Origin of the sequence: Pseudomonas sp. MH9.3 (genome assembly GCF_034354675.1) — a bacterium.
In the GTDB taxonomy this organism is placed as follows: domain Bacteria; phylum Pseudomonadota; class Gammaproteobacteria; order Pseudomonadales; family Pseudomonadaceae; genus Aquipseudomonas.
The window spans coordinates 2,419,175-2,431,140 of record NZ_CP133785.1; the positions used below are offsets into that span (position 1 = coordinate 2,419,175).

The following is an 11,966-nucleotide window of genomic DNA, read 5'->3' on the forward strand; positions in this document are numbered from 1 at the left end:
CCCAGTGTGTTAAGCAAATCTCTTTTTTTGTAGCGCCGCGTCAGTTCAGGTAAGGGGACCAGGATGGTTCTCTGACTTCGCCTTGTGCGGTAGGAAGCGGGAGCCTTACGCGTCCATTAATGGACACGAGCATCAAGACTCCCCGGCCCTGCTGGCGGGTGGCGTAGATTACCATGGTGCCGTTGGGCGCAACAGTGGCTGACTCATCAAGGTTGGTATCTGTAAGGATTTTTACGGTTCCACGCTGCAAATCCTGGGCCGCAACCCGGAAATTAGTGAAACCATCCTGACGGTGAATCATCACCAACGTCTTTTCATCGGCCGAAAGCTTCGGATTAGCATTGTAGTTGCCAATGAAGGTTACGCGTTCTGCGCCACCACCACCCACGCTCGTTTTATAGATCTGTGGCTTGCCGCCCCGGTCGGAGGTGAAGTAGATGGTCGAACCATCCTTGCCCCAGAACGGTTCAGTGTTGATGCCAGGACCGCTGGTCACGCGGCTGATCTGGCGCGAAGCCATGTTCATCACGTAGATATCCGGGTTGCCGTCCTTGGACAGCACGAACGCCAGGCGCGAACCATCCGGCGACCAGGCCGGCGCACCGTTGAGGCCTTCGAAGTTGGTGATCTGCTCACGACGCCCTGTGTCGATGTGCTGGACGAAGATGCGCGGGCGCTTCTGCTCGAACGAGACATAGGCAATACGCTTGCCATCCGGTGCAAAACGCGGCGACAGGATCGGCTCACGGGATTGCAGCAGAGTTACGGCGCGTGCACCGTCGTAATCCGAGCGCTGCAGCGTGTAACGGGTGTTGTCCACCGAGAAACGCTCAGCCGTGACATACAGCAGGCGCGTGGAGAACGCCCCTTTGATGCCGGTGAGCTTTTCAAACGACTGGTCCGAAATGTAGTGGGCCATGTCGCGCAGTTGCTCGGCAGTGCCCGACACGCTGCCGGTCAAAACCTGCTGCTCGGTGGCCACGTTGAACAAGGTGTACTGGATCTGCAGACGACCGCCGGCCGGCGTGATGCTGCCGACCATCAGGTACTGCGCGCCCACTGCTTTCCAGTCACGGAAGCTGACTTCGCTGGCCTGGGTTGGCTGGCTGATCATGTTGCCTTTGGGAATCGGTGCGTAGTAGCCGGAGTTGCGCAGGTCGTCGCTGACGATCTGGGCCATGTCATCCGGCAGGACGCTGCCGCCCTGCCAGCCGAACGGCACCACCGCGATCGGGGTGGCCCGATCACTGCCGCTGGTTACCAGGATGTTCTTTTCATCCGCCGCCGCTATCCCTGCCATACAGCAAATAACGACAAGCATTCCTCGAAGAAGGTTTCTCACAAGGCTAGATCCTCAGGTGTGAATGTCATCTTGAATGAACGATAGGGAGCGAAGTCGCTTGGTTTCATTCCCTGCATCTCGGTCAACCGGCCAATGTTCTTGACCGCGGCAACCGCCGAACTGTCGAACGAACCGTCACCACTGGACTTGGCCACGCTGACCGAAGTCACCGTACCGTCCGGCAACATGCCGATCTGCAGCACTACTGTCATGCCTTTACGTGCCGAAGGTGGACGTGTCCAGCCTTCTGCTGCCCGTGCCCGAATCAGGTCGTCGAAACTGCCCGCTACTTCATCGCCACGCTCATCGGCCAAGGCTTGCTGACGCTGCGGCGTGTCGGAGAGCAAATCTGCCAGGGCCTGAGCCTTTTTCTCTTCGGCGGATTTACGCGCTGCTTCCTGGGCCTTCTTCTTGGTGGCGTCGGCGGCAGCTTTCTTCTTCGCGTCGTCGGCGACTTTCTTCTTCGCCTCGTCTGCTTCAGCTTTTTTCTTGGCGTCTTCGGCGGCTTTCTTCTTCGCGTCTTCGACAATCTTTTTCTTGGCTTCTTCAGCGGCCTTTTTCTTGGCCTCTTCTTCAGCAGCTTTTTTCGCTTCTTCTTCAGATTTCTTCTTGGCTATATCAGCCAATTGTTTCTCTTCAGCTTTTTTAGCTTCGGCAGCTTTGTCGGCTTTCTTGGCTTCATCAGCCTTTTTGGCCTCGTCGGCTTTCTTCGCCTCGTCAGCCTTTTTCGATTCCTCGGCCTTTTGAGCCGCCTCTTCTTTCTTTTGTTCCGCAGCCGCCTTCACCGCTTCCTGCTCGACCTTCTTCTGTTCCATCTGCTCGACTTCGGTCTGGCGCGCGGCCGACTTCTGGGCCTCACCCGCAATCTTCTGATTGGTCTGGGTGGTGGCCTGACTTTTCGATTTCAGTTGATACAGGGTCGCCTGCACGATCGGCTTGGCCGGCGGCAGGTCCGGGGTCATGGCAAAGCTGACGAACAGCATGCCGAACACCAGCACGTGCAGGGCTATCGCCCACACGCCAGGCCAGAAGAAGCTTTCCGAGGCGGACGGCTCTCGCTGTTGCTGCATCAGGGCGCCTCGGTGATCAGGCCAACGTTACCGACGCCGGCCTTCTGCAGCCCGCCCATGGCGCCCATGACGGAGCCGTAGTCAACCGATTTGTCGCCGCGGATGAAGACCTGGGTGCGCTTGCCGCCTTCGTTGCCGGAGCGAATGATCTTGGTCACCGCATCGGTCATCGCCGGCAGGGTCAGGGCCTTGTCCTGCTGTTTCTGGGTGTCGACTTCGCTGCCAAGGTTCCAGTAATAGGTCTTGTCGGACTTGATCGAAATGGTCAGCACCTGCGTGTTGTTGTCCTGCGGCAAGGCTTCACTGGAAACCTTGGGCAGATCAACCTTCACGCCCTGGTTGAGCATCGGCGCGGTCACCATGAAAATCACCAGCAGCACCAGCATCACGTCGATGTAGGGCACTACGTTCATCTCGGCGACCGGCTTGCGCTTTTTGCGCGCTCGAGCGATTAAAGCCATTGGGAATTACCTGCTTATTCTTCGCTGGTGTGCACTTTACGGTGCAGGATCGCCTGGAATTCATCGGCGAAGGTGTAGTAACGGCCGATCAGCGTTTCGCTGGTGGCAGCAAAACGGTTGTAGGCGATGACTGCCGGGATCGCCGCGAACAGGCCGATTGCGGTGGCGATCAGCGCTTCGGCGATACCCGGGGCCACGGTGGCCAGGGTCGCCTGCTGGGCCTGGGCCAGGCCGCGGAACGAGTTCATGATGCCCCACACGGTGCCGAACAGGCCGATGTACGGGCTGACGGAACCCACAGTGGCCAGGAACGGCAAGCTTTGCTCAAGCTTCTCTTCTTCACGGGAAATGGCGACGCGCATGGCACGGGCCACGCCTTCCATGACGGCTTCCGGATCGACGCCGGGCTGCTGACGCAGACGGGAAAACTCCTTGAAACCGGCACGGAAGATCTGCTCCACACCCGAATCCGGGTCCGGGTTGCTGCCAGCCTGACGGTACAGCTTGGACAGGTCGATACCCGACCAGAAGCGCTCCTCGAAGCTCTCCAGGGCACGTCGACCGGCACGCAGCATGTTGCTGCGCTGGAAAATCATGACCCAAGAGGTAACCGATGCGGCTACCAGGGTCAGCATGACCAGTTGAACCACAACACTGGCATTGCTGACCAGGCTCCACATGGAGGAATGGTCGACGACGGTAGGTTCCACGCTAAATCTCCTGCTCTGATTGTTTACCCGCGCCGCTCACGGCGGCAAAGGCCGCACGTAGAGTTTCGGGAATGGCCCGAGGTTTCAAACTATTGGTGCGCACACACGCCACCAGAAACTGCCCCTCACAGAGCAGCGTTGCATCCGTTGCCCGCCTGACCTGCTGCTTGAAACGCAGGCTGACACGGTTCAATTCGATTACTTCAGCGCTGACCAGCAACTCGTCGTCCAGGCGCGCAGGTGAGTGGTAGCGCGCCTCACTGGAATGCACGACGAATAACAGGTCCTCCCCTGCCAGCGTGGATTGGGCAAAGCCCAGCTCCCTTAGCCGCTCGGTTCGAGCCCGTTCCATGAACTTGAGGTAATTGACGTAATACACGATGCCGCCGGCATCGGTGTCCTCGTAATAAACGCGACAGCGATGTACGAACGACTGATCCACGTTTTGCGCGCGCATACTCTAGTGCTTACTCCTCAGGTTGCCAATCCGGCCCGCCACTGTTTTTTCATTCCCGTTCTTCATCCTGAAGAATATTTACAACGACTGAATGACGACGCCAGACACTGGGACAGCACAAACCTCAGATAAATCGCGCGGCGCAAGCTTTTAATCGTCCACTGCATCGAGGAATTCGTCTACCACGGGCATCTCTCCCAATCGTGACGGAATATTTAACCCGAAGTGCAAATAAGCATGACGCGTCACCACTCGCCCCCTCGGCGTGCGCATGATGTAGCCCTGCTGGATCAGGTACGGCTCCAGCACATCCTCGATGGTATGGCGCTCTTCGCTGATGGCGGCGGCAAGGCTGTCGACCCCTACCGGGCCACCGTCGAACTTCTCGATCATGGTCAGGAGCAGCCGTCGATCCTGGTGATCGAAGCCATGCTCGTCCACATCCAGCAGGTTCAGCGCCAGGTCCGCCACGGCTTTGGTGATATGCCCCTTGGCGCGCACCTCGGCAAAGTCGCGTACGCGGCGCAGCAGACGGTTGGCGATACGTGGCGTGCCGCGAGCCCGACGGGCGATTTCAAAGGCACCTTCAGGGTCCAGCGGCAGGCCGAGAATACCTGCCGACCGTATGACAATGGTCGCCAGGTCCGCCGTGCTGTAGAACTCCAGACGCTGAACGATACCGAAACGGTCGCGCAGCGGGTTGGTCAGCATGCCTGCACGGGTGGTCGCCCCCACCAGGGTAAAGGGCGGCAGGTCGAGCTTGATCGAGCGGGCAGCCGGCCCCTCGCCGATCATGATGTCGAGCTGGAAGTCTTCCATGGCCGGGTACAGCACTTCCTCGACAATCGGCGACAACCGATGAATCTCGTCGATAAACAGCACGTCATGCGGTTCAAGGTTGGTCAGCAGCGCCGCGAGGTCGCCGGGACGCTCAAGCACCGGGCCCGAGGTGGACTTGATCGACACGCCCATTTCATTGGCGATGATCATGGCCAGGGTGGTTTTACCCAGCCCCGGCGGGCCGAAGATCAGGGTGTGGTCCAGAGACTCGCTGCGCCCGCGCGCGGCCTGGATGAACAGCTCCATCTGCTCGCGCACGGTGGGCTGGCCGATGTAGTCGGCCAGACTCAGCGGGCGGATGGCGCGGTCCTGGACTTCTTCACGGTCGCGCGGGCCGGTGGCCGCAATCAGACGATCAGCTTCAATCACTTAAATCATTCCCTTCAGGGCTCGGCGGATCATGTCTTCGCTGCTCAGGTTCTTGTCCTTGATGGCCGATACCGCCTTGCTGGCCTCCTGCGGCTTGTAGCCCAGGGAAATCAGCGCACTGACCGCATCGCTTTCGGCGCTGGCGACCTGCCCCGCCGGCATGTCCGGCTGGTTCGGCACCAGCGCGAACATGTTCGGTACGACTTCCCAGGCCTTGAAGCGGTCCTTGAGTTCCACCAGCAGGCGCTCGGCGGTCTTCTTGCCCACCCCCGGCACCTTGGTCAGCGCCGAGGTGTCCTGGGCCGACACCGCCCGCACCAGCTCATCCACTTCCAGGCTCGACATCAACGCCAGCGCCAGTTTCGGCCCTACGCCATTCAAGCGAATCAGTTCGCGGAAAAAATCGCGGTCGCGCTTGCCGATGAAACCATAGAGCAATTGCGCGTCTTCGCGCACCACCAGATGAGTGTGCAGCGTAATCGGCTCACCGACCGACGGTAGGCGGTACAAGGTGGTCATGGGCACTTCAAGCTCATACCCAAGCCCGTTTACATCCAGAATCAGGTGCGGCGGCTGTTTCTCAGCCAGGGTGCCGCGCAGGCGTCCAATCACGGTTCGGATCCTTAAAAAGCATAGGGCCAGATCGACGCCTGACCGGAAATAACGCTGATGCTATCAGAGACGCAGGCGCCCGCCACGACTACGTGCCGTGCCAAGCCCGTGGGGCAGCAGACTGGATCGGGTGTGCGCATGGCAAATGGCAATGGCCAGGGCGTCGGAGGCGTCGATCTGCGGTTTGGCGGTGAGTTTGAGCATATGCATGACCATCATCTGCACCTGCTCTTTATTCGCCCCACCCGTGCCAACCACGGCCTGTTTGACCTGGGTCGCGGTGTATTCGGCGATCTCCATGCCCTCCTCGGCACCCGCCACAATGGCGGCCCCCCGGGCCTGGCCGAGCTTGAGCGCGGAGTCGGCGTTCTTGGCCATGAACACTTTTTCGATGCCCATGGTAACCGGGCCATAGGTCTGGATCACTTCACGCACGCCGCGATAGACAATGTGCAGACGCTCAGCCAGCTCGCCCGCCCCGGTGCGGATGCAGCCCGAGGCCACATAGACGCAGCCACGCGGGGTGTGTTGCACCACGCCAAAACCGGTGATGCGCGAACCGGGGTCGATACCAAGGATTAAAGTCATAGCGCCTGCGGGTTGGATAAACACATTTTTTGATACACCAGTTTCAACTGTGGGAGGGGGCTTGCTCCCGATGGCGGTGAGTCAGTTATCTATGACTCGACTGAACCACCGCTATCGGGAGCAAGCCCCCCCACATTTGAACCTGCGTCGTCCTTCAGCCTAGTTGTTCGGCGACGGATTCAGGGATGTCAGCGTTGGAATACACGTTCTGCACATCATCCAGGTCTTCGAGCATATCCAGCATCTTCAGCACTTTTTGTGCACCGTCCAGGTCCAGCTCGGCGCTGGTGGTCGGCAGCATCACGATTTCCGCGTCGGTGCCTTTGAAGCCGGCAGCTTCCAGTGCAGTGCGCACGGCATAGAAGCTGGCGAACGAGGTGAACACGTCGATGGAACCGTCTTCGTTGGTCACCACGTCGTCGGCATCGGCCTCCATCGCCGCTTCGATCAGCGCATCTTCATCCACACCCGGCGCGAAGGATATCTGGCCCTTGCGCTCGAACAGGTAGGCCACCGAACCGTCGGTACCGAGGTTGCCCCCGCACTTGCTGAACGCATGGCGCACGGCAGCGGCGGTACGGTTGCGGTTGTCGGTCATGCACTCGACCATCACCGCCACGCCGCCCGGGCCGTAGCCTTCGTAGGTCAGTTCGACCATGTCGTCGGTGTCGGCGGCGCCGGCACCACGGGCCACGGCGCGGTCGATGATGTCGCGGCTCATGTTGGCGCCCAGCGCCTTGTCCAGCGCCAGGCGCAGGCGCGGGTTGGAGCCCGGGTCGCCGCCACCCTGACGGGCGGCGACGGTCAGTTCACGGATCCACTTGGTGAAAATCTTGCCTTTCTTGGCATCCTGACGCTCTTTGCGGTGCTTGATGTTCGCCCACTTGGAATGGCCAGCCATAACACAACTCCAAAAATTCTCTAGAAACCTTATCAATCACGCTTGCGGCGCAATACAACCCTTGTAACGCAAAGGCGCATCCGAAGATGCGCCTTTTTTAACTGCGTAAACCTCAGTGCGCCAGCACGCAGCAGCCTTACTCAGCCTTTGGCGTCTCGCGCAGGCGAATGTGCAGTTCGCGCAGTGCCTTGGCATCCACCACACCTGGCGCCTGGGTCATGACGTCTGCAGCGCTCTGGGTCTTCGGGAAGGCGATCACTTCACGAATCGACTGAGCACCGGTCATCAGCATGACCAGACGGTCCAGACCGAAGGCCAGGCCACCGTGGGGCGGCGCGCCGTACTTGAGGGCGTCGAGCAGGAAGCCGAACTTCTCTTCCTGTTCCGCTTCGTTGATGCCCAGCAGGCGGAACACCGCTTGCTGCATCTCCTTGCGGTGGATACGGATCGAACCGCCACCCAATTCGGTGCCGTTCAATACCATGTCGTAGGCGCGGGACAAGGCGCCTGCCGGGTTGGCTTCCAGCTCGGCCGGGGAGCACTTGGGCGCGGTGAACGGGTGGTGCAAGGCGCTGAAGCTGCCGTCGTCGTTCTCTTCGAACATCGGGAAGTCAACGACCCACATCGGGGCCCATTCGCAGGTCAGCAGGTTGAGGTCGTGACCGAGCTTGATACGCAGTGCGCCCAAGGCTTCGCTGACGATCTTGGCCTTGTCGGCGCCGAAGAACACGATATCGCCGTCAACTGCACCGACGCGATCGAGGATCGCGTTCAGGTTGTCCAGCGGAATGTTCTTGACGATCGGCGATTGCAGGCCGTCAACGCCGTTGGCGCGCTCGTTGACCTTGATGTACGCCAGGCCCTTGGCACCGTAGATGCCAACGAACTTGGTGTAGTCGTCGATCTGCTTGCGCGGCATGCTCGCGCCGCCAGGCACACGCAGTGCGGCGATGCGGCATTTAGGGTCGTTGGCCGGGCCGCTGAACACCTTGAAGTCGACCTCTTTGAGCTGGTCGGCCACGTCCACCAGTTCCAGCGGGTTGCGCAGGTCCGGCTTGTCGGAACCGTAGCGGCGCATGGCTTCTTCGAAGGTCATGTGCGGGAAGTCGCCGAACTCCAGGTCCAGCACTTCCTTGAACAGGTTGCGGATCATCTGCTCGGTGAGACCCATGATCTCTTCTTCATTGAGGAAACTGGTCTCAATGTCGATCTGGGTGAATTCCGGCTGGCGGTCGGCGCGCAGGTCTTCGTCACGGAAGCACTTGGCGATCTGGTAGTAACGGTCGAAGCCGGCCACCATCAGCAATTGCTTGAACAGCTGCGGCGACTGCGGCAAGGCGAAGAACGAACCGGCGTGGGTACGGCTTGGCACCAAGTAGTCACGCGCGCCTTCCGGGGTGGCCCGGGTGAGGATCGGCGTTTCAACGTCGAGGAAGCCGTTTTCGTCGAGGAAGCGGCGGATGCTGGTGGTCATGCGCGAACGCAGACGCAGCTTCTCGGCCATCTCCGGACGACGCAGGTCGAGGAAGCGATAGCGCAGGCGGGTTTCTTCGCCCACGTCGGAGTATTCGTTCAGCGGGAACGGCGGGGTTTCCGACTCGTTCAGCACTTCGAGTTCATAGCCCAGCACTTCGATACCGCCGGACGCCATGTTCTTGTTCACGGCACCGGCCGGACGCAGGCGCACCTTGCCGGTGATCTTGACCACGTATTCGCTGCGCACGCGGTCGGCGGCAGCGAAGCTCTCGGCGCGGTCCGGGTCGAATACCACCTGGGCCAGACCATCACGATCACGGATATCGAGGAAGATCACCCCGCCGTGGTCGCGGCGACGGTGAACCCATCCGCAAAGGGTGATTTCCTGACCTTCCAGGGTCTCGTTCAGTTGGCCGCAATAGTGGCTGCGCATCATGGTCGTGGTTTCACTTCTCGTAATTCGAAATTCGGTGGAGGCCCGCCTCGTCACCGTACAGTTATGCAGGGGACGGATAATGCAGGAGCCTGCGCGTAGAGTTCAACTCAGTCTGCCTTGTCGCCGCCCGCCAGGTTCTTCTTGGCGCCGGTCTTGAAATCGGTCTCGTACCAACCATTGCCGCTGAGGCGGAAGCCTGGCATGGACATCATTTTTTTCAATTCAGGCGCCTGACAGGCTGGGCAATCGACCAACGGCGCGGCGCTGATCTTTTGAATGGCTTCCAATTGATGACCACAGGAAGCGCATTGATAGTCGTACATAGGCATTGAGATGTCTCGGCGATCAAAACCTGCTGCGCCACGCCCTGCCGTTGTGCATAAAGCCCCGGCATGCGCAGCAAAGCGCGGGATTATATCTGGTAAATCGAGGCAGCGCAGCCGGCTTTCTGCCCAGGGCCGACCAGCCTGGGTGGCAGGCCGGCCCGAAGCACCACCGAACTAACCTGGGCAGGAGGGGGTGACGCAGCCGTTCAATACATGCACTACGCACACCACCCTCACCAGCCCGCTGAAGTTCTTCACGCCGCCGTAGCGCAAATGCACTTCCCGATCGACATAGGACAACAGCGCACTGACCGAGCAGGTATTGATCCTGGCAATTTCCGTGAGGATATTCCAATAGATCTGTTCGAGCCGCAGGCAGGTGGAAAACCCATTGAGCCTGACTGACCGGGACAGTGGCTTGGCCAGCCCCATATCGAACCCTTTTGCAAACGGGTCGACCTTTATCTTATGAAAACCAGCGGTTTCCATTACTCCATTACCGACTCCACGTGACATACACCTGACACTCCATTGCCAAACAGCAGCCCATGGGACTTCCCATTGGGCAATGGCTCTATAAAACAGCAGGGCGCGGCAGGCAGCCAGAAGACGGGGAGTAGATGGGCGTAGGACAACGCCAGGAAGTGCGCGGAAACACGCAGGCGGCGCCAGCACGGCGCCACCGGTGTACGACGTTTACTGATTTTCGAGCAGGGAGCGCAGCATCCACGCCGTTTTCTCGTGCACCTGCATGCGCTGGGTCAACAGGTCTGCCGTCGGCTCATCGCTGACTTTGTCGAGCAACGGGAAGATGCCACGAGCGGTACGCGTGACGGCTTCCTGACCGGCCACCAGCTGTTTGATCATCTCTTCGGCGCTGGGCACACCCTCTTCTTCCTTGATCGAGGACAGGCGGGCATAAATCGAGTAGGCACCCGGTGCAGGGAACCCCAAGGCACGGATACGCTCGGCAATGGAATCCACCGCCAGCGCCAGCTCGTTGTACTGCTCCTCAAACATCAAGTGCAGCGTGCGAAACATGGGGCCGGTGACGTTCCAATGGAAATTGTGGGTCTTCAGATACAGTACGTAGGTATCGGACAGCAACCGTGAAAGTCCGTCGACGATGGATTTACGATCTTCTTCACTGATACCAATATCGATTGCCATGTGTTTCCCCTTCAATTGATGAGTATTCATTGATCAAATGAACGGCCACTCTAGCAAGAAATGCCTGAACGCCGCTCGAAAAGCCTGCATCCGTCTAGGACAAGCGTTTGAAGCAGAAATGCCGCGCTCCGCACAAGTCCCCACCATGCTTGATTTGAGTAGGCACAGCCTTTGCTGTTAAATAGGTGCCGTGTGGCTGCCGTTTATCTGTGCGGCACGTCACATAGGCTGATCCCCGCGCACGTGCCCAACGCCTCCCATTGTTCAGAAGCGAACCGTGCCAGTCAGCTCTTCCTCGTGATCCGTCTTAAAGTGAGTTAATCAAAATGTTGAAAATCGTCCACCTGCTAACGGGCGTTGCGGCTTTGCTGCTGTCCTTTATCCCGAGCCTGCAGCCTGAAAGCCTGCCCTACCTGCAACAACATGATGCCCTGTACCTGGCCTTGTTCGGCCTGCTGAACCTGACGCTCGCACCGGTAATCCCTTACTGGAACAAAGGCACGCGTCATCAACTGCAAAACCTGGTCAGCGCGCTGCTGGTACTGGCCGTTGTCGTGCAAACTCTCACCCTCCTGGCACCCATGCCTGAAGTCGGCGGTCACCCGGCCATTCTGCTCAGCCTGGTTATTGCTGTGGTCGCCATCGTTCTTCACCTGGCCATCAGCTTCTACCGTTCGTCCCCAGCGGCCGCGTCGCAAAATTACGACATGACCAACCGGGATACCGGGACCGTCAAGTGGTTCAATACCTCCAAGGGCTTCGGCTTTATTTCCCGCGATTCGGGCGATGATATCTTCGTCCACTTCCGGGCCATCCGCGGCGAAGGCCATCGCGTTCTGGTCGAAGGCCAGCGTGTGGAGTTCTCGGTAATGAACCGCGACAAAGGCCTGCAAGCCGAAGATGTTATCGCCGCGCTGCCGCGTCGCTGATTAACACACCTTCGCAGCAAAAAAAACCGCGATCCGGCATTGGCCGGGTCGCGGTTTTTTATTGCACGCCCATTAATAGTGAGGCGGCGGCGCTTCTTCTTCGGATGACTCGAACTGGCCACCCATTTCTTCCTGGCGCTTGAGCAGGGCAGCGATCTGCAGTTGCAAGCGCTCGACGGCGCGCTGCTGGGTGACCAGGATATCGTTGAGGGTTTCGATGGTGTCGTCCTGGAAGGCCAGGCGGCTTTCCAGGTCGGTGACGCGGTCTTGCAGGTCCAT

At 59.5% G+C, this 11,966-nt stretch carries 15 protein-coding genes; 1 reads left to right on the top strand and 14 read right to left on the bottom strand.

Going from position 1 to position 11,966, the window contains the following annotated elements; all coding sequences use genetic code 11:
* Positions 1–40 precede the first annotated feature (40 nt).
* The 13 genes from tolB to RHM60_RS10595 form a co-directional block, all read right to left on the bottom strand.
* A complete protein-coding gene (gene tolB / locus RHM60_RS10535; RefSeq protein ID WP_032871425.1) occupies positions 41–1,321 on the bottom strand; it encodes a Tol-Pal system beta propeller repeat protein TolB in 1,281 nt (426 codons plus the stop codon).
* A 17-nt stretch (positions 1,322–1,338) separates the two neighbouring features.
* Positions 1,339–2,412 carry a cell envelope integrity protein TolA gene (gene tolA / locus RHM60_RS10540; protein ID WP_003237694.1) on the bottom strand — a complete coding sequence of 358 codons (1,074 nt, stop codon included), beginning with the start codon at positions 2,410–2,412 and terminating at the stop codon, positions 1,339–1,341.
* The gene (tolR, locus tag RHM60_RS10545) at positions 2,412–2,864 is read right to left on the bottom strand and encodes a protein TolR (protein ID WP_162276088.1); all 453 of its coding nucleotides are present in this window, start codon (positions 2,862–2,864) and stop codon (positions 2,412–2,414) included. Before tolR ends, tolA begins: the two co-directional genes overlap by 1 nt.
* Positions 2,865–2,887: 23 nt before the next feature.
* Positions 2,888–3,583, bottom strand: a complete 696-nt coding sequence (gene tolQ, locus RHM60_RS10550) for a protein TolQ (protein ID WP_003237690.1) — start codon at positions 3,581–3,583, stop codon at positions 2,888–2,890.
* A 1-nt stretch (position 3,584) separates the two neighbouring features.
* A complete protein-coding gene (ybgC, locus tag RHM60_RS10555; RefSeq protein WP_209984239.1) occupies positions 3,585–4,040 on the bottom strand; it encodes a tol-pal system-associated acyl-CoA thioesterase in 456 nt (151 codons plus the stop codon).
* 150 nt (positions 4,041–4,190) lie between these two features.
* Positions 4,191–5,249 (bottom strand): Holliday junction branch migration DNA helicase RuvB, encoded by a 1,059-nt coding sequence (ruvB, locus tag RHM60_RS10560; protein ID WP_057007167.1) that lies wholly within the window; start codon positions 5,247–5,249, stop codon positions 4,191–4,193.
* A complete protein-coding gene (ruvA, locus tag RHM60_RS10565; protein ID WP_046069316.1) occupies positions 5,250–5,861 on the bottom strand; it encodes a Holliday junction branch migration protein RuvA in 612 nt (203 codons plus the stop codon).
* Positions 5,862–5,924: 63 nt separating this feature from the next.
* Positions 5,925–6,449, bottom strand: coding sequence for a crossover junction endodeoxyribonuclease RuvC (gene ruvC / locus RHM60_RS10570; protein ID WP_322214385.1), 525 nt, complete (start codon positions 6,447–6,449; stop codon positions 5,925–5,927).
* A gap of 154 nt (positions 6,450–6,603) precedes the next feature.
* Positions 6,604–7,350 carry a YebC/PmpR family DNA-binding transcriptional regulator gene (locus tag RHM60_RS10575; RefSeq protein ID WP_231423798.1) on the bottom strand — a complete coding sequence of 249 codons (747 nt, stop codon included), beginning with the start codon at positions 7,348–7,350 and terminating at the stop codon, positions 6,604–6,606.
* 136 nt (positions 7,351–7,486) lie between these two features.
* Complete coding sequence (gene aspS / locus RHM60_RS10580; RefSeq protein WP_209984245.1) at positions 7,487–9,262, bottom strand: aspartate--tRNA ligase; 1,776 nt, start codon at positions 9,260–9,262, stop codon at positions 7,487–7,489.
* Between the two features lie 107 nt (positions 9,263–9,369).
* A complete protein-coding gene (locus tag RHM60_RS10585; RefSeq protein ID WP_003237677.1) occupies positions 9,370–9,591 on the bottom strand; it encodes an FmdB family zinc ribbon protein in 222 nt (73 codons plus the stop codon).
* Positions 9,592–9,762: 171 nt separating this feature from the next.
* On the bottom strand, positions 9,763–10,104 hold the full coding sequence (locus RHM60_RS10590) for a ribbon-helix-helix domain-containing protein (RefSeq protein WP_209984248.1): 342 nt from the start codon (positions 10,102–10,104) through the stop codon (positions 9,763–9,765).
* Positions 10,105–10,284: 180 nt separating this feature from the next.
* Positions 10,285–10,758, bottom strand: a complete 474-nt coding sequence (locus RHM60_RS10595) for a Dps family protein (RefSeq protein WP_003193874.1) — start codon at positions 10,756–10,758, stop codon at positions 10,285–10,287.
* A 326-nt stretch (positions 10,759–11,084) separates the two neighbouring features.
* Here RHM60_RS10595 and RHM60_RS10600 point away from each other — a divergent pair, with 326 nt between their 5' ends.
* Positions 11,085–11,687 (top strand): cold-shock protein, encoded by a 603-nt coding sequence (locus RHM60_RS10600; protein ID WP_057007172.1) that lies wholly within the window; start codon positions 11,085–11,087, stop codon positions 11,685–11,687.
* A gap of 72 nt (positions 11,688–11,759) precedes the next feature.
* On the opposite strand, the gene RHM60_RS10605 is transcribed toward RHM60_RS10600, so the two are convergent.
* On the bottom strand, positions 11,760–11,966 hold the full coding sequence (locus RHM60_RS10605) for a SlyX family protein (RefSeq protein ID WP_209984251.1): 207 nt from the start codon (positions 11,964–11,966) through the stop codon (positions 11,760–11,762).

Excerpts from the sequence above, each read along its gene's own strand:
- tolB (WP_032871425.1), bottom strand. The coding sequence starts at position 1,321 with ATGCTTGTCGTTATTTGCTGTATGGCAGGGATAGCGGCGGCGGATGAA.
- tolA (WP_003237694.1), bottom strand. The coding sequence starts at position 2,412 with ATGCAGCAACAGCGAGAGCCGTCCGCCTCGGAAAGCTTCTTCTGGCCT.
- ybgC (WP_209984239.1), bottom strand. The coding sequence starts at position 4,040 with ATGCGCGCGCAAAACGTGGATCAGTCGTTCGTACATCGCTGTCGCGTT.
- ruvC (WP_322214385.1), bottom strand. The coding sequence starts at position 6,449 with ATGACTTTAATCCTTGGTATCGACCCCGGTTCGCGCATCACCGGTTTT.
- RHM60_RS10575 (WP_231423798.1), bottom strand. The coding sequence starts at position 7,350 with ATGGCTGGCCATTCCAAGTGGGCGAACATCAAGCACCGCAAAGAGCGT.
- aspS (WP_209984245.1), bottom strand. The coding sequence starts at position 9,262 with ATGATGCGCAGCCACTATTGCGGCCAACTGAACGAGACCCTGGAAGGT.
- RHM60_RS10585 (WP_003237677.1), bottom strand. The coding sequence starts at position 9,591 with ATGCCTATGTACGACTATCAATGCGCTTCCTGTGGTCATCAATTGGAA.
- RHM60_RS10590 (WP_209984248.1), bottom strand. The coding sequence starts at position 10,104 with ATGTCACGTGGAGTCGGTAATGGAGTAATGGAAACCGCTGGTTTTCAT.
- RHM60_RS10595 (WP_003193874.1), bottom strand. The coding sequence starts at position 10,758 with ATGGCAATCGATATTGGTATCAGTGAAGAAGATCGTAAATCCATCGTC.
- RHM60_RS10600 (WP_057007172.1), top strand. The coding sequence starts at position 11,085 with ATGTTGAAAATCGTCCACCTGCTAACGGGCGTTGCGGCTTTGCTGCTG.
- RHM60_RS10605 (WP_209984251.1), bottom strand. The coding sequence starts at position 11,966 with ATGGACCTGCAAGACCGCGTCACCGACCTGGAAAGCCGCCTGGCCTTC.